The organism is Shewanella oncorhynchi (assembly GCF_030848765.1).
Classification (GTDB): Bacteria; Pseudomonadota; Gammaproteobacteria; order Enterobacterales; family Shewanellaceae; genus Shewanella; species Shewanella oncorhynchi.
In genome coordinates, this window is sequence record NZ_CP132914.1 from 1713591 (window position 1) to 1733229 (window position 19639).

Here is a 19639-nt window from a genome sequence, read left to right on the forward strand (position 1 = left end):
TTCCCTATCTTATTGATTTGCTGTGTATACGTATGGTTTACATACGGAACACACCAAAGCGGGTGTCTTCGATAGGGGCATTTAATGCCGCCGATAGCGCAAGGCCGACCACATCGCGGGTTTGCGCTGGGTCAATAATGCCGTCATCCCATAAACGGGCGCTGGCATGATACGGATGACCTTCTTTATCGTACTGGGCGACAATCGGCGCTTTAAAGGCTTTTTCATCCTCAAGTGACCACTCTTCACCTTTACGGGCTAAACCGTCGCGACGCACTGTGGCGAGAACGCCTGCGGCTTGCTCTCCGCCCATCACAGAAATACGGGCGTTAGGCCACATCCACATCATGGTCGGTTCGAACGCACGGCCACACATGCCGTAGTTACCCGCGCCGTAGCTGCCGCCAATAATCACAGTGAATTTAGGTACATTGGCACAAGAAACCGCGGTCACCATCTTAGCGCCGTGTTTGGCTATACCTTCGTGTTCGTACTTTTTACCCACCATAAAGCCGGTGATATTTTGCAGGAACAGCAGTGGAATTTTGCGCTGGCAGCACAGTTCGATAAAGTGCGCGCCTTTTTGCGCCGACTCAGAGAACAGAATGCCGTTGTTGGCGACAATGCCGACTGGGTAGCCGTGAATACGGGCAAAACCGCATACTAAGGTTGCGCCATAGTTGGCTTTAAACTCATCAAAATCAGAATCATCGACGATACGGGCGATCACTTCCTTTACATCAAAGGGCTTTTTCAAGTCGGTGCCGACAATGCCGTACAGTTCGCTAATGTCGAACTTCGGTGGTTTGACAGGACTTAAGAGTGATTTGATTTCTTTTTGATGATTCAGGCGTGATACCGCGCGGCGGGCAAGCTCCAATGCGTGCTCATCGTTTTGGGCTAAATGATCCGCTACGCCGGAAATTTTAGTGTGCACTTCGGCGCCGCCGAGTTCTTCGGCGCTGACTTCTTCACCTGTGGCCGCTTTGACTAATGGTGGGCCGGCTAAGAAGATAGTGCCTTGATCTTTTACGATAATCGATTCATCCGCCATGGCCGGCACATAGGCGCCGCCTGCAGTACATAAGCCCATCACCACTGCAATTTGCGGTATGCCTTTAGCGGACATTTGCGCTTGATTGTAAAAGATGCGGCCGAAATGGTCACGGTCGGGGAAGACTTCATCTTGGCGGGGCAGGTTAGCACCGCCCGAGTCGACTAAATAGATACAAGGCAAGTGACAACGGCTGGCAATATCTTGGGCGCGTAGGTGTTTTTTAACGGTAATCGGGTAGTAAGTACCGCCTTTAACTGTAGCGTCGTTGGCGATGATCATGCACTCAACACCGCTCACACGGCCGATACCAGCGATAATGCCTGCTGCGGGCACTTCTTCGTCATAAACTTCAAACGCCGCAAATTGTGATAGCTCTAAAAAAGGCGAGCCTGCATCAAGCAGCTTTTCAACCCGTTGACGTGGCAGCAATTTACCGCGGGATAAATGGCGCTCTAGCGCCACAGGGCCGCCGCCGAGTTCGATTTTATTGAGTTTAGTTTTAAGATCGGCCACTAGGGCGGCCATATCGTCTGATTTTGCTTTAAATTCATCGCTACGGGCGTTGATACGACTGCTTAATTGCGTCACTTTGATTGTCCTTATAAAGCGGAAACTCGGTATCACCTTGCTCGAATGGGTGGCGCAAACTGTAAGTTACAGTGAGGTGCAACCCATTCACTTGTGAGAGATTATTTAAACTCGCGTTATTTCGACTCATTGAACAGTTCGCGGCCAATCAGCATGCGGCGAATTTCTGAGGTGCCGGCGCCGATTTCATACAGCTTGGCATCACGCAGTAAGCGGCCAGTGGCGTATTCGTTGACATAGCCATTGCCGCCTAGCAGTTGAATTGCATCCAGTGCCATTTTGGTGGCGAGTTCTGCGCTATAAAGAATGGCGCCTGCGGCATCTTTACGGGTGGTTTCACCGCGATCGCAGGATTTTGCCACGTTATAGACATAGGATTTGGCGGCATTCATGCCTGTGTACATGTCGGCTAACTTGCCTTGCACTAGTTGGAATTCACCGATGGATTTGCCAAATTGCTCACGCTCGTGGATGTAAGGCACAACGATGTCCATACAGGCATTCATGATCCCCAGCGGACCGCCAGACAGTACGACACGCTCGTAATCTAGGCCGCTCATCAGCACTTTTACGCCGTTATTGAGGCCGCCTAAAATGTTTTCTTCTGGTACTTCTACATCTTCAAACACCAGTTCGCAGGTGTTAGAGCCGCGCATGCCGAGTTTGTCGAGCTTTTGCGCTTGGCTAAAACCTTTCGAATCACGTTCAACGATAAAGGCGGTAATACCGTGTGCGCCTTTGGTTAAGTCGGTTTTCGCGTAAATGACATAGGTGTGTGCATCTGGACCGTTAGTGATCCACATTTTGTTGCCGTTTAAGATGAATCGGTCGCCTTCTTTACGGGCATGCAGCTTCATCGAAACCACGTCAGAACCTGCGTTTGGCTCACTCATGGCCAGCGCGCCAATATGCTCACCGCTCACCAGTTTTGGCAGGTACTTGGCTTTTTGCGCTGCATTACCGTTACGGTTGATTTGATTGACACACAGGTTTGAGTGGGCGCCGTAACTTAGGCCGATAGAAGCGGATGCGCGGGAGATTTCTTCCATTGCAACGACGTGGGCTAGGTAGCCCATGTTCGCGCCGCCGAACTCTTCGGGTACAGTTACTCCGAGCAGTCCCATTCCTCCAAGCACAGGCCAAAGTTCATTGGGAAAGGCATTGTCGTGATCCACTTTCGCGGCAATTGGGGCGATTTCATTCGCGGCAAAATCCTGCACTGCATCGCGCAACATATCGACGTCTTCGCCTAGGCCAAAATTCAGACTTGTGTAGAGAGAGTTCATTGCTTGTGTCCTTTCAGATGTTCTAATTTCAGATTGTTATAGTTTTTATGATTTTTAGGTGCTTGAGTCTTTTAAATCTTGTACTTAAATCCGTAGTCGTTATCGCTATCAAATTGATTTGATTTTGTGTCAACGGGGATTTAGGCTTTTGCCGTTTTGTTATCTTCTAAGGCTAAACGGCACTGCTGCTCGGCGGAATTGAGTTCCATTAATACGACTTTGATGTCGTCCATTTGCTGTTGTAGGGCGGACTTCTTTTCTTCCACTAGCGCCAGCATGGTATTGAGCTGTGCGGTGCTGCTCTTGTCGGCATCGTATAATTCGAACAAGCGACGGGTTTCTGCCAAAGAAAAGCCCAAGCGTTTACCGCGAAGAATGAGCTTGAGACGCACCCTGTCTTTGAGGCTATAAATACGGGTTTGGCCGCGGCGTTTAGGTTTAAGCAAACCTTGGTCTTCGTAAAAACGAATACTACGAGTAGTGATATCAAACTCTTTTGAGAGATCACTGATCGAGTAAGTCGTTTGTGGTGTGTTCGTTGCGCTCATTCATGCACCCTAAATAATCAGTTTTAAGCAAGATATATGAAGTTTACGTAAAGGTAAAGATTTTGGCTTTTATTCTGTTGGCAAAAAAGTGTCAATCCCAATTGCCATAAGCCTGTGCAGCGAGATTAAAACGTGTGCTTTAAATTAGTGTTCTCACATAAAACCACAAATATCTTCTGGTTATAGGCTAACGTCTAATAGTGGGCTTTAGACCTCCTTGCTAATAATAGAAGCAGGAAGGGGTAGTTATTGCGGCTGACGATGTGAGTCGCAGTCCTGATTGGAGGACATATGTTGACCGAACAGCAAAATGCATCTGTAGCGCAAGCCACAAATCAAAAACAGAACCAACAAAAACATCAAGCGTTGCACCAAGCATCCTTGCTTAATAAAGCCGAATTCTGGGGAGAAGCGGCGAAAACACTCGATTGGATTAAGCCGGCGCAAACGGTGCTCGATGAATCGCAGGCGCCGTTTTATCATTGGTTCGCCGATGGTGAGATGAACACTTGTTATAACGCCGTTGATCGCCATGTGCTGGCTGGACGCGGTGACCAAGTGGCTATCCAATATGTGAGCCCTGTTACTGATACTGAATACGGCATTAGCTACGGGGAGTTACAGGCTCAAGTGAGCCGACTCGCGGGCTTTATGCAATCTATTGGTATAGGGAAGGGCGACCGTGTGGTGATTTATATGCCTATGGTGCCTGAAACCGCCTTCGCTATGCTGGCCTGTGCCCGCATAGGTGCGATTCATTCGGTGGTTTTTGGTGGCTTTGCTGCCAATGAGCTCGCGACTCGGATCAATGATGCTAAGCCTAAATTGGTCTTGTCGGCATCTTGCGGCATTGAGCCTTCGGGCGTGATCCCTTACAAGCCTCTGTTAGATAAAGCGTTAGCTCAGTCAGTACATCAGGTTGATCACTGCCTAATTTTGAATCGTAGCCAGTATCAGGCCGATTTATTTGAGGGCCGTGACTTAGATTGGCAAGCCGCATTAGCAACTGCACCTAAGGCCGATTGTGTTGCGCTTAAGGCTACCGATCCCTTGTATGTGCTTTATACCTCAGGCACCACGGGTCAGCCTAAAGGTGTGGTACGCGATAATGGTGGCCATGCCGTGGCTCTGGCTTGGTCGATGCAGCATATTTATGATATTCAAGCGGGTGATGTGTTTTGGGCTGCGTCCGATGTGGGTTGGGTTGTGGGTCATTCTTACATTGTGTACGGACCGCTGCTGGTGGGCGCCACCACCTTAATGTATGAAGGCAAACCTGTCGGTACGCCCGATCCCGGCGCATTTTGGCGCACGATTGCCAAATATAAAGTTAAAAGCTTCTTCACAGCGCCGACGGCCATTCGCGCAATCAAGCGTGAAGACCCTGATGGTGAGTATCTACAAGGTGTTGATTTAGCTTGTCTTAAAAATGTATTTTTGGCGGGGGAACGTTGCGATCCCGATACCTTAGTCTGGGCGCACACTAAACTCGCTAAACCTGTTATTGATCACTGGTGGCAAACCGAAACGGGCTGGCCTGTCGCCGCAAACTTGATGGGCACAGCGCCGGTTACTATTAAACCAGGTTCGCCAGCTTTACCTGTGCCGGGTTATGCGGTTGAAGTACTGGACGAATTAGGTGAGCAAGTTGCGGCCAATACTTCGGGAAATGTAGTGATTAAATTGCCTCTACCGCCGGGGACATTGACGACACTGTGGAAAAATGATCAACGCTATCAAGATAGTTACTTGTCTATGTATCCGGGTTACTACTTAACTGGCGATGCGGGTTATACCGATGAAGACGGCTATCTCTACATTATGAGTCGTATCGATGACATCATAAATGTAGCGGGGCACAGGCTATCGACGGGGCGCTTCGAAGAAGTGTTATGTCAACACCCTGATGTGGCCGAAGCCGCGGTAATTGGGGTAGATGATGCGCTTAAGGGCCAAGTTCCCCTCGGATTAGTGGTACTCAAGAAAGGCGTGACGATCAGTGATGAAGAGCTGCATAAACAGTTAATAACCCTGGTACGCCAAGAAATTGGTCCCGTCGCCTCCTTTAGGTTAGTCAGTGCGATTCAAAAATTGCCTAAAACGCGCTCTGGTAAGATTTTACGTGGTACTATGCGAAAAATTGCCGATAATCAGCAATATACCGCACCAGCGACCATAGAAGATCCACAGACCTTAGAGCTAGTGCGCACCGCGCTCACTCGCATGGGTTATGCCGATGCCTTAATCTAAGCTTGCGTTTAGTGAATGGGGATTTCATGTAGGAAATTCCCATTCTAAAAATCGCTTGCTGTTGCGAATTGAAACAAATATCCCCGCTCAATTTGAGCAATAGTCCATTATGATTTGCTATTCTTGCCGCGTATTTATTGAATGTTTTTGCTACTCAATTGCATTATTTTGAGTTGTTTATATGCGGGAATTGAGCATTAGCAATTGTTTAATTCATTCAACTAAAATCACCACTAGAAGCAATGTGTATCTATGGATATTTTAGATACACATCACTGACAACTTTGTATTCTCACCGGCTTAGGGACGACCCTAAACATGCCTTAATTTGGTAGGGGACGACCCCTAATTAGGAGTTCACTATGAGTTGGTTCTTATTAGTCCTTGCGGGTTTATTCGAAATTGGTTGGGCCATAGGGCTTAAATATACCGAAGGTTTTACACGTTTGTGGCCAAGTATCTTTACAGTGGCGTCGATGGCCGTGAGTGTTGTGCTACTAGGACTCGCGGTTAAGCAGCTACCTATCGGTACGGCTTACGGCGTGTGGGTCGGTATTGGCGCTATGGGCACCGCAATTGCAGGGATTATCCTGTTAGGAGAAGGAGTTAGCTTACTTAAGATTACCAGTTTGATACTGATATTACTGGGGGTTTTAGGGCTTAAACTCGCAAACTAAGTTGTCGATAAACGTGCCAATACAAGTATCACTTGGGCTAAGTTCTAACTAACCCGTTTCGCAATACGGGATTGGCAATCTCACTGTAATCGAGATTGCCAATCGTATGCATCGCCTTTTCTCTCTGGTAATTAAGTTACAAAGATCGGTATAATTACCCCTCAAAATTGGTTAGCTCTAACCTCTGTGACCCGTGGGAATTATATAATGCAAAACCACAGCAATCTTAATGATATCGGCGTAATTGGCCTTGGCGTTATGGGTAAAAACCTCGCGCTAAACATCGCGGATAACCAATATCACGTCAGCGCATTTGACCTCGATCCTGTTAAAGTTAATGGTGTTATACAGCAAGAAAAACAGGAACGCGCTGGACTCGAACCTCGCATTCTTGGCTGTGCTAATCTTACCGAAATGTTAGCCAGTCTCACAAAACCCCGCATTCTTGTGCTTTCTGTTCCCGCGGGTGCACCCGTCGATGGTGTCTGTAGTGCTTTGATTTCTGCCGGAATTGAGTCCGATGATATCGTTATCGATACTGGTAACAGCCTATGGACTGACACTGTTGAGCGTGAAGCGCGCTACAAAGGTCAGTTTGTATTTTTCAGCTCTGCGGTTTCGGGCGGTGAAGTCGGTGCGCGTTTCGGTCCATCACTTATGCCAAGCGGCGATATCGATGCATGGCATCACGTTGCACCTATTTGGAAAGCCATTGCCGCTAAGGTTGATGCAAGTACAGGTTTACCCATAGAGCGCTTTGAGCCGGGTAATCCAGTGACAGAAGGCGAGCCATGCACGACTTATATTGGTCCTGCGGGTTCTGGCCATTATGTGAAGATGGTGCACAACGGTATTGAATACGCTGATATGCAGTTGATTTGCGAAGCGTATCAAATGCTGCATGACGGTTTAGGCATGAGCGCTGCAGAAGTGGGCGATGTGTTTGAACGCTGGAACAAAGGCAGCTTAAACAGCTATTTGATGGGGATCAGTGCCGAAGTCTTAAAACAGGCCGATCCATTAACGGGTAAACCGTTGGTGGAAATGATCTTAGATAAAGCGGGCCAAAAAGGCACGGGTTTGTGGACGGCCGTGAGCAGTTTACAAATTGGTTGTCCGGCACCGACGATTGCTGAAGCTGTATATGCTCGCGCCGTAAGTACCCAAAAATCCTTACGTTTACAACTTAGCCAGAAATTGGCTGGGCCAAATGCACCTGCTATCGATGATGCGCAAAAAGCGCAGTTGATTGAAGCCCTTGAAAGTGCGTTATATTGCGCGAAAGTGTGTTGTTACGCGCAAGGCTTCCAGTTGATGGCAATGACGGCCCATGAGCAAAAATGGCAGTTAAACTTTGCTGAAATTGCAAAAATTTGGCGTGCGGGTTGTATTATTCGCGCGACGTTCTTGCAATCAATCACTCAAGCCTATGAAGACAATGCCGATCTTAGCAATCTGTTGATGGCGGACAGTTTTGCGTCTGCCTTGTCTGAAAAGCAAGGCCTATGGCGTACCGCAGTCGCGACTGCGGTGATGCAAGGCATTCCAGCACCTTGTATTAGCTCGGCTCTGGCGTATTACGACAGTTACCGCTGCGAAACATTACCAGCAAACTTGCTCCAAGGTCAGCGTGACTTTTTCGGTTCCCATACATTTGAGCGTATCGATACCCCTGCTGGCGAGAAATATCACTTAGATTGGAGCGCCAAAGAGCGCACCTTGGCTAAGGTTTAGTGAATGTGAAAATTCGTACGTAATATTATAAAAAAGCCCTCATAATTGAGTAATGCCGTTCACTTAAGAGTGAACGGCATTTTTCTTTGGTCTAACCGGGAACTTGTTTTTGCTCATTTTAAGAACTCGTGGATATGCCCTTTCCCGTTTACCATCCAGCTTAAATTGCCGTGCATTTCGTTCTATATCCAATACGTCTCTCGGGACATTCCCCGGTGTTTGTGATGACAGTTGTGTCAACTTGAAGATGATATAACTCGCCGCATCTCGAAAACTCAGTTGATTGGGGTGGACCGATGGCAAGCTTTTAGCCATCAGCAACATCTTATATCTAATGAGATTATAGGCCAGTAGCACGCCCCATAACTCTTGAGTCACCAGCTCCGGTAGTTGACTACGGAGCGTAAAACGGCTCTCCAGTAGATGTTGCTTCATCTCTCTGTAGCCCAGTTCTATTTCCCATCGATGGGCATATAAGTCGACGATGTCTTCGCTGGGGTAACGCATCGGGTCTGTCAACGAGGTCAAAATGGCGACTGGCTTACCTTTCACTGTCTTAGTCAATAAACGCGCTTCAAGAGTTTCAGGCAGCTGCGGCCATTTCTTTCTGGCCTGAGGTGTAGTGGTGAGTTTCACCCACTGATCATGCTTTCCTAGCGTTCGCACCACCTCATATTGAGTGCCTTTCTTCAATGGCAACAACCAGTGGCTATCAGGTTGCGCTTGCTGCCAAGCGTGTAACAGGCCGAGCGAGTAAAATCCTCGGTCAAATAGGGTTAGGCTGTAATTGGGAATGCTAGGAATGAGCTGGGATGCTAAGTTCATTTCATTTTCGGCAACCGAATCAAAGGCGCTGTTGACCAACAAATGGCTGCTTAATTCCATCAAGCAAACCATGCGAATTTGCGGATAAGCAGCTTCGCCTGAAGCGTTTGCGGTACGCGCAAAGGCGGCTTGATTTTGGACACTATCGGGTGTCCGCCACACTACACCGTCAACACCATACAAGTTAAGGCCGCACCAATGAGGATGTTCAGCTCTCGCGTGCCAGGTATTGGCGCTGCGACTAAATACTTCTCTAATAACCTCACTGCCCAATCGTTTACGCGCCTGAGTCACGGCGCTGCGTGCAACATAATCAATCTCTTGCGGCAAAACAATGTCGAGTTTGTTGATGAGTGACCGAACAGATTCCCCTCGGAACAAAGCCATTCCGATAACGGCCCAAATCATCGCGTCCATCGGCAATTTACGCCGTCTTAACGTCGCAACGCCCTGAGAGTCTAGGCAAGATTGAATTAACTCAGGTTCTAACACATCTGCTAAGCAGGTGAATTCGGTTAGGCGGGTAATATGAGTACGGGCGAGTGCTTCTGAGAGTTGCATAAAAAAATCCGATGACATGAGGTCATCGGATTTTGATCTTTTCAGCGAGATCGTCAAGCGATCTGTCTTAACTGATCGGCATTACTCATAATTGAGGGTTTTTTTATGCCCGATCTACATCGATTTGAACTGAAAATTAACTCATTATCTCCAAAGATAATAGTTATGACTTTTTTATTATTTTTTCGCGACGGACCTTATCCCTAGAGTTAAATTCTTAATTAGATTTAATAGTTAGTAAGATCATGTCTGTGGTTTTAATTTTCTGCATATATGGTTTTTCAGCGGTTCATTTTTAATATTTAATTTCAATACGCTTTAATGTTTTTTTATAGTTTGAATTGCTACTCAATATTTAAGTTCGTTATGTATTTATAAGATATTCAGAATTTTATTAGATTTAAATCGGTACGTCATGTTGTTATTTCTATCTCTTGTTAAAGTGTAACCATTTGTTTGAGGTTAAATTGGTACGTCATGTTGTTATGTTTATTTTTTATGAAAGTGTAACAATATATTTTAAATTTTAAAATATAATCAAACAGATGTATTATTAATTGTAACTCCTTGAAATTACATTTAGTCTAATGATTTTATTGGTTAATTTTCTTGTGATTTAAAGGTTAAACTAAATTTAGTATGTCTATTTTTATTGGGTTTATAGCTAGGAGATATATATTCAATCTACCGTTCTGTTTATTGCCGTTTTCATTCTCATTATTCATATGTTAAAAGATGTATCACCAATAAATGCTAATGTTGGTTTTTGGTGTTCAATAATAATTAAAATAACAGTATTTAATGCGGATAAATAACGAATAAATCCTAGTTATCCAATATTAAATAATAAAATGTAATGACAAGAAGGAATGTCTATCCATGCGTATGTCCATTGTTGCATTAAGCATCACGGCCGCCTTATTGACGGCTTGTGGAAGTGACAAAAAGGCTCCTGAGCCAGTTGCTAAGGTCAACACAGCACCAACAACTGTCGATATGACCATTGATGTGTCGCAGTCTCTATTATTCACCGGCAAATTAGATGCGACAGATGTCGAAGGTGGTTTGACTTACTCTTTAGTTGATCCTACTGATTTAAAACTAGGTACTTTTACTCTAGTTAATAAGAATACTGGTGAATTCACTTATTCTTCCGATGCGAGTGAAGGTACTGAAGTTGTCAGATTTAAAGTATCTGACGGTCAGTATCAAGCAGAGGCCAGCTTAACGATCCATATCAGAAATGGCGATCCATTATATGCTTACCAGTGGCATTTAAAAAATACAGGACAGAATGCTTTTGCGCTAAACCGTGGTGTCGCTGGTGAAGATATGAATGTGAGTGGTGCTATTTCAGACCAATTTATGGGACAAGGCGTGATCGTCGCAGTGGTGGATAGCGGCTTAGAAATTGCTCATCCAGATCTGATGAACAACAGTGTGAATGGTGGCTCATACAATTTAATTACTGGTACTGTTGACCCTACACCTTTCTCCGGTTCTGCTGATGCTGCTCATGGTACTGCAGTAGGTGGGATTATTGCAGCCGAAGGTTGGAATGGTATCGGTGGTCGCGGTGTGGCGCCTAAGGCAAAATTGATTGGTTTCAACTTCTTAGATTCTGACCCAACAGGCAAAGTTAAAAATGTTCAAACATTTGAAAACTTTACAAAATCACATGGTGCCAGTGCCTACAGCGACAGTGCGCGTGTCTTTAACCAAAGCTATGGTTACAGTGTGCCATTTCCCGATAAATTTAATGAAGATGAAACCGAAGTTTATCAAGATATTGCAACTCAAAGCTTCGATGGTAAAGGCAGTATCTTCGTTAAATCGGCAGGTAATGGTTATAAATACTACCGTTGGAATACTTTTTGGATACCGGGAGATTACTTCACGGCAACGGCGGAAAATCCCGCTAACCATGGTTTACCTTTCCATAATTCCAACATGTCCTCTGACAATGCTAACATTTATAACTTAGTCGTTAGCGCGATTAATGCTAATGGTGAACTCTCTAGCTATTCATCTGTGGGCTCGAATATTTTTGTAACAGCCCCCGGTGGTGAAGATGGGGGTGATGATCCTGCGATTGTAACAACGGATTTTATGGGGTGTAAGAGTGGTTCAGCGATTGCAGAAGATCGTCCAAGCACGCCGTTCCACGGTGGGTTACATCCTTTAAACTCAAATTGTGATTACACTTCAACGATGAACGGTACCTCATCCGCGGCACCAAATACTTCAGGTGCAGTCGCTGTGATCATGAGTGCAAATCCAGATTTGACTTGGCGCGATATACGTCATGTTCTAGCCAAAACTTCAACCAAAGTGAAAGCTGATATTGCGGCTAAAACCGTTACTATTGGTCAGGGTGAAGGTGCTCCAGAATATGCTGCTATTCCGGGATGGCAACAAAATGCTGCGGGTTATTCATTCCATAATTTTTATGGTTTTGGCCGTGTTAACGTCAGCGAAGCGGTAAAACTGGCTAAATCCTATGCTGAGGATTTAGGTGAATACGTGGTAACTGAATGGCAAGCAAGTCAAGAATTGGCAAAAACGATTCCTGATGCGGACGTCAATGGTGTCAGTGATACTCAAGTGGTGGCGGATGATTTAGTGATTGAAGCTGTACAAATCGAGTTAACGGCAGATCACTTACGCCTACCGGATCTGGCTGTTGAGCTAATATCTCCAGCAGGAACTAAAAGTGTGTTAATGACGCCTTATAATGGTTTGGTATATCAAGGTGTCATGGATAAAACCAACCTAGAAGATTTAGTAACAGGTTTCGATGCGACGCCTATGCTGTCTAATGCTTTCTATGGTGAATCATCAAAGGGTGAATGGACCATCAAGCTTATCGATGTAAATAGCGGGGACTACTCGTTTATTCAATTTGATAAAGGCCGTACTCCTATTTCTATTGCTAACGAAGCTGATGGTAAATTGAAAGGTTGGTCAATTCGTTTCCATGGCCACGCTGCCAAGTCTGCATCTTAAGGAGTATTAAATGAAAGCGTTGAATCTATCATTAGTTGCAGTTGCTCTTATGTTATCTGCACAAGCTATGGCACATGACAAAATCGATTTGGATAAACCTCAGGAAGAAGTAAAAGAGGTTACTATGAGCCGAGCGCAATTCTTGAACTTAGACAGCCAATATTTTGTCAAAACTGACGCTGGCGTGGTGAAAGAAGCAAAACAGTTGACGAAAGGGCAAAAAGTGGTGACTCAGTCTGGTAAGCCATTTGCAGAAATGACAGGAAAATTAGTTGTTAAGCTCAAACCTGGTGTTTCTGCTGCGGATTTTGCAAAAGCTCATGGCCTGAAAGTGGATTGGCAGAACAAGAGTAATTTACTCTTGTTAGCCGCTGAAGAAGGCACAGATCTCATCAGCTTAGTGAACGCGATTAAGGCGTTACCCGAAGTTGAACGAGCTAAGTTAGATCGTGCCATTGCCAAACAAGAAATACAGTAGTTTTTGTTTGATTTAAAAGGGCCTGTTGGCCCTTTTTACTTTTTAATTATGCAAGTTCATCAGTAGCAAAGGCGATCAGCTTTTGCCAGAGTGCTTGGGCGACGGGGCCTAAAGGTGAGTGGGGTTTTCGCATCACATAGTAATCGAGTTGAATGTTGTTTTGCCTTTCACGCAGATCCAGTGCAATCAACGCGCCCTGTTTGAGTGAATCTTCAATCATATAGTGCGGCAGCTTGCCCCAGCCCATACCACTTTGAATAAGCATTTTCTTAGTATAAAAATCATTAACATACCAACGTCGTTGCCCCGCCTGTACCCCAAACTCAATATTCGCAGTGCCTGAGCCTGTATCTTGGATCACGATTTGGTATTCATTAACGAGCTCTCGTGCGTAGGTCAGTGTCGGATGACGCTCAAGCATGCGCGGTGCTGCAACATCGAGAAGGCTACCGGAAAAAAGATAGGCTAATTCTAAATGGCTCGAACGTATGGGCTCAATTCCGCCTGCGGAGATGATGATTTCAGCTTTATCTTGATTCAGCGCTTCGAGTGCACCAGTTAAAAACTCTTGTTTGAGAATAATTTGGGTATAGGGAAACTCATTTTGAGTCAGCTCTAAAATCGGCAAAATTCGAGCGAGATTAAAGGAGGCTTCAAAAGCTAAGGTGATGCTTGCTTCGTTACCTTTGGCTAAATGCTTCGCTACTTGCTTCATTTCTTGCGCTTCATTCAGTACCCGCAGGGTATGTTGCAGCAGTTTTCGACCTTGCTCAGTGATGGCGAGTCGATAACCTTCGCGATTAAACAGGATAAGATCGAGTTGGGATTCTAACTGTTTGATACTTTGGCTAATGGCGGGTTGGGTTTTATGTAGCTTGTCACTGGCAGCTTTGAGTGAGCCCGCCTCAGCTACGGTTTTAAACATCAGCAGTTGGTCTAAGGTCACAAGGATTGCTCGCAAGTTATAAATTATTAGTTTAGGAGATCTTAGATTTTATTCCATATTTATTTATCTTTTATCGGCTCATAATTTACTCCATTCTCGCTCGTCGTCTGCGCATTTATGCCTAAGATTGACGGCAATATTAAGATCAATGGTGTGTGTGCGATGCGATTTTCAAACTTATGTGATACTAAGGGTTCAAGTATCAATGGCTTAGTTGCAGAGGTTGATACACAGAAGTTATTCCTTTGTGCCAATACACTCAATCGCGCCGCTGCAACCGTCACATTGGCGATGAGCATAGTGTTTTTCATCTCGGGATTTGCCAAGTTATTTGGCGTGTCTATGTTCCATGTTCCGTTCACATTAATGAATCTTCCCACTGGTTTTGGTTATTTTATTGGTTTGATGGAAGTGATTGGCGCCCTTGGGTTGTGTTTACGTGACTACCGAGTGCTATCGGCGAGCGGTTTACTGGCGATTATGTTGGGGGCGATTTATTTCCACTTTAACTATGAAGCGCCGATTAATGCACTGCCGGCATTGAGTTTATCGGCTGGCCTCTTTCTGGTTATCAAACTGGATGAAATTATTGAGCGTTTAGTGCAATTTCAGCGGCAGTTGGTGCTGAATCGCTCCGCATTTTAAGCGTGCATTGAAGTGTTATGTAGAACAGTGAGTTAAGCGAGAAATGCCGAGTTTAAAGCCAGTAGTACAGATATAAGTTAATCAACACGAGAGGATTATGATGCAAGTTAACGCGAGTCGTATGCCTGTGCTATTTGTGCCCCATGGTGGTGGCCCTATGCCTTTGCTCAATGATGTTAATCATAGGGAGTTGCGTGCATTTTTAACTTCAGTAACAGCGCCAATGCCAACTCCGAAGGCGATTGTGTTGATCACTGCCCATTGGGAAGAATCTGTGGTGACTTTGTCGAGTAGCCCAAAGCCAAGTATTTTGTATGATTACTATGGATTTCCACCTGAGGCTTATCAGCTGACATATCCTGCACCCGGTGAGCCAGAATTAGCCGCACAGATTGCGAATAAGCTAGCGGATAAGGGCATCGCAGCCCGCTTAGATAGCGAACGCGCATTTGATCACGGTACCTTTGTACCACTTAAGTTGATGTATCCTGAGGCGAATATTCCCGTGGTGCAGATGTCGTTAGTCCACAGCCTCGATCCTAAAACCCATATAGCGATTGGGGAGGCTTTAGCGCCGCTGCGGGACCAAGGGGTGTTGATCGTGGGGTCTGGCATGTCGTTTCACAATATGCGGGCTTTTTTCTCAAGCGATCTCACAGTGCAAAGCCGCAGTGCAGAATTTGATCATTGGTTGACGCAAACTTTAACGGCAAGTGATAGTGCTGCCGAGGTAAAAACAGCGTTAACTCATTGGCAATCAGCCCCTGAAGCGCGTTTTAGTCATCCGCGGGAAGAACATTTATTACCGCTACATGTGTGTTTTGGTGCAGGCCATAATGGTTCATCCCATGCCAAACGCAACTTTAATGGTATTTTGTTAAACACGCTGATCTCTGGTTATATCTGGCAATAAATGGGGGGAGGATTGCCCTCGTCGATAATAAGCCAAATTGAAGTCGTGCAGCGTCCAATAAAAAAGGTTCGTATCTATCGAAGATATGAACCTTTTTTATTCAGGATCGCCTGTCCTAGCTTAATGGTTTTACCCTCATGCGGTAAACACTAAACCCACGCTAAACAAGGTACTGAAAATCATGGTTAACTTAGCTGTGCGGCCGAGTAACGGATTTAAGGCTTCACCAGAAACGGCATAAAAATCGCTACTGAGTTTGCGGGCGATAAGCAGGGATAATCCCGCAAGTAGTACTGGTAAACCGGGTAAAATACCGAATAAAAAGCCAGCGATGACTAAGCCAAAGGGCAAATAGATTAAGGCTTGATAAAGCACTTTTGCCTGAGCTTCGCCAATACGTACCGCTAGAGTATGCTTGCCCGCTTGGGTGTCGGTACGGATGTCGCGAGTGTTATTCACCAACATAATCGCAGCGTTAAATAAGCCAATCGCACAACCTAATAACCACGCATTAATAGTCGTATCGCCTGCCTGCAGATAATAACTGCCCACCACTGCAACTAAGCCAAAAAAGACAAATGCTGCTACTTCACCGAGCCCATGGGAGGCGAGGGGATAGGGGCCACCACTGTAGCCAAGAGCACCTAAAATAGCGGCTGCGGCGAGAATGGCGATGGGCCAGCCTCCGTGCCAAATCAGATATGATCCCACGGCAAGCGCCATTAAGAGACAAAATATCATGGCATTGCGAACGCTTGTTGGTGAAATTAAACCACTTTGAGTCACGCGAACGGGCCCTAAGCGCTCATCTGTATCTATGCCGTTTTTAAAATCAAAATAGTCGTTAGCGAGGTTGACGGCGATTTGTAATAAGACAGCACACAACATTGAAGTGGCAGCGATTAACCAGCTGTAACTCTCAAGATGCAGGGCGAGAATGTTGCCTATCAGTAGGGGACCTATGGCCGCGGGTAGCGTACGGGGTCTTATTGCTAAAATCCAAGGATTCATGGCGTCCAGTCGTTATTGGTAAATGGAAATGGTACCGAGCAAGGGCTCAATTAGCGCATAGCATAACAAGATTTAACACGAAAGTGAGCACTATCTAATAAACGCATTTAACAGAGTTTGAATTGGCGCACATATGTTCACTGGTGCAGGATGAGATTTGTCGTTAAGTTCAAAGAAAATCAAAAAAGTCTGTGTTTCCATAGTTAATGTTGATGGAGGCTTTGTGCTGTCCATGACATAGGCGTAACGCTAAATACTCTGTTTAGTAGATAGCATAGGTGGTTGTTACCCTATGCTCGTTATTTTTTGCCGCTACAACAATGCCGATAAGGACATATTTGGATGCGTTTTGACAATAAGGTGGCATTAGTCACTGGGGCTGCGGCTGGGTTAGGTCGAGCGTATGCCATCATGTTGGCTGAACGGGGGGCAAAAGTGATACTCGTCGACCAGCTGTTATCGTCCTATGAGTCAATTTCCACCGACGGCGCTCGGACGAGCCAAGCCAACTTAGAATTAATGCAGACCTATTGCAGCATTATTAAACTCGGTGGAGATTGCATTTATTTTGTGCTTGATGTGAGTCAGCGAAATGAAGTAAACAGCATGATCGAAGAGGTGATCCTACGCTGGCATCGCATTGATATCTTGATTAATAACGCGGGCGTTTATGGTGCTTGTCCATTTGAGCACATTAAACTTGAGCAGTGGCAACGGCAATTGGATGTCGATCTCAATGGCAGCTTTTATCTCACTCAAGCTGTTTGGCCCTATATGCAACAACAGCATTTTGGCCGGATAATGATGACAACGGGAGCCTCGGCCTTGTTCGGTGACTTGCATCAAGTTGGTTTTAGTGCGAGCAAGATGGCGCTGGTTGGCATGGTGAATAGCTTATCATTAGAAGGTGAAATTCATAATATTCGAGTCAATAGTTTATGCCCTCAGGCTGTAACTGCGATGACGGCCAAACATTTAGCGAGTGCGATTCAGCCGCTATTTTCCTTTGAATCATTAACGGCGACTACGGCTTTCTTGGTGAGTGAACAGGCGCCAAATGGTCAACATCTACTCGCCGGAGCGGGCAGTGTTAGCCACGGCATGTTTGTCGAGTTTCAGCCTATGTATTTTAATGAAGGTCTTTTTACGCCAGATAACCTCTCGCAGCAGTGGCCACAGTTACACCAATCCTTCCCCGTGACTTTGCACTCCTGTGGAGAGGATAAAGTTTTGTCTTGGTCTAAGTTAAGTGCGCTAGAACATCACATTAAAATCGATTGATTCATCATGCTTGTATTTGAACTAAGCCTGCATCTATAGCGATTTAAATGCAGTAAATGGCCGTAGATGCTAACCACAATAACAACATAGATAATCCAGCGTGCCTGGTTTAATTCCTCACCGTTGGAGTGATGATTTGATTGTGAATAATCGATAGAAGACTGGTCAGCTTAAGGCTAACTGAGTTACCCTTTAAGATTAATTGCTAATTACGCAGTAGGATCCCATGAGTCAGGTATTAGACGATCTTTTATCATTACTTTCCCTTGAGCAAATTGAAATTGGCCTCTTTCGTGGTCAAAGCCAAGATCTGGGTTTTGGGCATGTGTTTGGTGGTCAAGTGATGGGCCAAGCACTGAGCGCCGCAAAACAGACAGTAGCTGCTGAGCGTAAGATCCATTCATTACACTCCTACTTTTTACGTGCAGGTGACGAGAAGTTGCCGATTGTTTATGAAGTAGAAAATATGCGTGATGGCGGTAGTTTTAGCGCTCGTCGGGTTAGTGCTATTCAAAAAGGTCGGCCGATTTTTCATATGACCTGCTCCTTCCAAGAACCTGAGGAAGGTTTTAGTCATCAAGCCGCTATGCCGCAAGTACCCGGACCTGAAGGTTTGTTGAATCAGCAGGAATTGGCGCTGACGATGCGGGATAAAGTACCGCCGAGCATACTTGAAAAGTTTATGGCCGATGCGCCAATTGAGATGCGATTGGTCAATCCACTGCACCCTTTTGCGCCTAAAGAAACCGAGCCGTACCGCTATGTTTGGATGAGGGCTAATGGTCCTATGCCAAATGATGCCCATATCCATGAATATTTACTCGCCTATGCCTCAGACTTTAACTTTTTAGTCACGGCAGCTCAGCCCCACGGTGTATCCTTCTTAAGTCCTGGGGTCCGAATGGCGACGATCGACCATGCGATGTGGTTCCATCGCCCGATTAATATGGGAGAGTGGTTGCTTTACAGTATCGATAGCCCTAATGCTAGCGGTGGCAGAGGTTACGTCAGAGGGCAGTTTTTCAATCAACAAGGCGATTTAGTGGCTTCTTCTACCCAAGAAGGCCTGATACGCATGGTAAAAGGACGTTAGTATGTATCTGAAAATAAAATCGTTTATATTGTTCTCTCTCATGGCTGTCTTGCTCAATGGCTGCGTGACTGTAACACCTGATCAACCGATTATCATCAATGGCGCAGCTGGCTATCTAGAGAAGATCCCATTACCTCAAGGCTGCCAAATCATTATTGCCATTATTGATTTGAATACTCCAGGTGTCATCGTCGCACAAAAAACCTTCAATATCGCCAGAGCACCTGTGCCATTTAAATTTACATTGCCCGCTAAATCGATCGATAAAAGTATCCAATATGGCGTAGTGGCGATGATTAAGTTTCAAGACCAAGTGATCTTCCAAACCTATGACAGGTTCCCAGTTATCAATAATGATAAGTTCACGACAGAAGTGTTAATGAAGGCGGTGATGGCGAATTAACCACTGGCCACAACTGCAATAATATTGTTTTTATATTGATGAAGATTTAGCCCTTTCAATTCTATATTGAAAGGGCTTTTTTGTGGTCAATAATCCGCTTACTATGCTGTAAATGTGAGATTAAGTATTAACTTGCTCTATACAGGATTAAGAATATTAATGCATAAGTTAGTTAATTTTTATAAGGGGCATCATTTTGTAAAATATCATACAAATACAATATGTATATTTTTTGTTAAATTAATGCTGTGGTTTTTGTTGTTTATTGTTTCGCAAAAGATCTTTTGCGTTTATTTTGTAACTAATGATATTTATAAAAAAGAATATTTATTTACGG

16 protein-coding genes are annotated in these 19639 nt (G+C 45.2%); 10 read left to right on the forward strand and 6 right to left on the reverse strand.

Features of this window, described 5'->3' with window-relative positions; translation table 11 throughout:
• Positions 1–37: 37 nt before the first annotated feature.
• The 3 genes from RA178_RS07785 to RA178_RS07795 form a co-directional block, all read right to left on the reverse strand.
• Positions 38–1645, reverse strand: coding sequence for a carboxyl transferase domain-containing protein (locus RA178_RS07785; protein ID WP_105252050.1), 1608 nt, complete (start codon positions 1643–1645; stop codon positions 38–40).
• 116 nt (positions 1646–1761) lie between these two features.
• On the reverse strand, positions 1762–2931 hold the full coding sequence (locus tag RA178_RS07790) for an isovaleryl-CoA dehydrogenase (protein ID WP_113940993.1): 1170 nt from the start codon (positions 2929–2931) through the stop codon (positions 1762–1764).
• A 140-nt stretch (positions 2932–3071) separates the two neighbouring features.
• Positions 3072–3479, reverse strand: coding sequence for a MerR family transcriptional regulator (locus tag RA178_RS07795; RefSeq protein ID WP_006085528.1), 408 nt, complete (start codon positions 3477–3479; stop codon positions 3072–3074).
• 291 nt (positions 3480–3770) lie between these two features.
• Here RA178_RS07795 and RA178_RS07800 point away from each other — a divergent pair, with 291 nt between their 5' ends.
• The 3 genes from RA178_RS07800 to gnd all read left to right on the forward strand — a co-directional run bounded on the left by RA178_RS07800 (position 3771) and on the right by gnd (position 8140).
• On the forward strand, positions 3771–5729 hold the full coding sequence (locus RA178_RS07800) for a propionyl-CoA synthetase (RefSeq protein WP_306685076.1): 1959 nt from the start codon (positions 3771–3773) through the stop codon (positions 5727–5729).
• 362 nt (positions 5730–6091) lie between these two features.
• Positions 6092–6406 carry a quaternary ammonium compound efflux SMR transporter SugE gene (sugE, locus tag RA178_RS07805; protein WP_306685077.1) on the forward strand — a complete coding sequence of 105 codons (315 nt, stop codon included), beginning with the start codon at positions 6092–6094 and terminating at the stop codon, positions 6404–6406.
• A gap of 207 nt (positions 6407–6613) precedes the next feature.
• On the forward strand, positions 6614–8140 hold the full coding sequence (gene gnd / locus RA178_RS07810; protein ID WP_306685078.1) for an NADP-dependent phosphogluconate dehydrogenase: 1527 nt from the start codon (positions 6614–6616) through the stop codon (positions 8138–8140).
• Positions 8141–8203: 63 nt separating this feature from the next.
• On the opposite strand, the gene RA178_RS07815 is transcribed toward gnd, so the two are convergent.
• Entirely contained in the window at positions 8204–9526 is a 1323-nt protein-coding gene (locus RA178_RS07815) for an IS4-like element ISSba6 family transposase (RefSeq protein ID WP_259216148.1), read from the reverse strand.
• 879 nt (positions 9527–10405) lie between these two features.
• Between RA178_RS07815 and RA178_RS07820 the strand changes: the two genes are divergently transcribed.
• A complete protein-coding gene (locus tag RA178_RS07820; protein ID WP_306685079.1) occupies positions 10406–12532 on the forward strand; it encodes a S8 family serine peptidase in 2127 nt (708 codons plus the stop codon).
• 10 nt (positions 12533–12542) lie between these two features.
• Positions 12543–13010 carry a serine protease external chaperone gene (locus RA178_RS07825; RefSeq protein WP_263186729.1) on the forward strand — a complete coding sequence of 156 codons (468 nt, stop codon included), beginning with the start codon at positions 12543–12545 and terminating at the stop codon, positions 13008–13010.
• Between the two features lie 46 nt (positions 13011–13056).
• Here the strand turns inward: RA178_RS07825 and RA178_RS07830 are convergent, their stop codons facing one another.
• Positions 13057–13956, reverse strand: a complete 900-nt coding sequence (locus RA178_RS07830) for a LysR family transcriptional regulator (protein WP_168824327.1) — start codon at positions 13954–13956, stop codon at positions 13057–13059.
• Between the two features lie 162 nt (positions 13957–14118).
• On the opposite strand from RA178_RS07830, the gene RA178_RS07835 reads away from it, so the two are divergent.
• The gene (locus tag RA178_RS07835; protein WP_306685080.1) at positions 14119–14601 is read left to right on the forward strand and encodes a DoxX family protein; all 483 of its coding nucleotides are present in this window, start codon (positions 14119–14121) and stop codon (positions 14599–14601) included.
• 97 nt (positions 14602–14698) lie between these two features.
• Positions 14699–15514: a DODA-type extradiol aromatic ring-opening family dioxygenase gene (locus tag RA178_RS07840; RefSeq protein WP_306685081.1), complete on the forward strand. Its 816-nt coding sequence runs from the start codon at positions 14699–14701 to the stop codon at positions 15512–15514.
• A 135-nt stretch (positions 15515–15649) separates the two neighbouring features.
• Here the strand turns inward: RA178_RS07840 and RA178_RS07845 are convergent, their stop codons facing one another.
• Positions 15650–16525: a 1,4-dihydroxy-2-naphthoate polyprenyltransferase gene (locus tag RA178_RS07845; RefSeq protein WP_028761099.1), complete on the reverse strand. Its 876-nt coding sequence runs from the start codon at positions 16523–16525 to the stop codon at positions 15650–15652.
• A 342-nt stretch (positions 16526–16867) separates the two neighbouring features.
• Between RA178_RS07845 and RA178_RS07850 the strand changes: the two genes are divergently transcribed.
• From RA178_RS07850 to RA178_RS07860, 3 genes are all read left to right on the forward strand, one after another.
• A complete protein-coding gene (locus RA178_RS07850; protein WP_306685082.1) occupies positions 16868–17806 on the forward strand; it encodes an SDR family NAD(P)-dependent oxidoreductase in 939 nt (312 codons plus the stop codon).
• Between the two features lie 226 nt (positions 17807–18032).
• Positions 18033–18899 carry an acyl-CoA thioesterase II gene (tesB, locus tag RA178_RS07855; RefSeq protein WP_306685083.1) on the forward strand — a complete coding sequence of 289 codons (867 nt, stop codon included), beginning with the start codon at positions 18033–18035 and terminating at the stop codon, positions 18897–18899.
• Position 18900: 1 nt separating this feature from the next.
• Positions 18901–19302 carry a YbaY family lipoprotein gene (locus tag RA178_RS07860; protein WP_028761096.1) on the forward strand — a complete coding sequence of 134 codons (402 nt, stop codon included), beginning with the start codon at positions 18901–18903 and terminating at the stop codon, positions 19300–19302.
• The last annotated feature ends 337 nt before the right edge of the window (positions 19303–19639 follow it).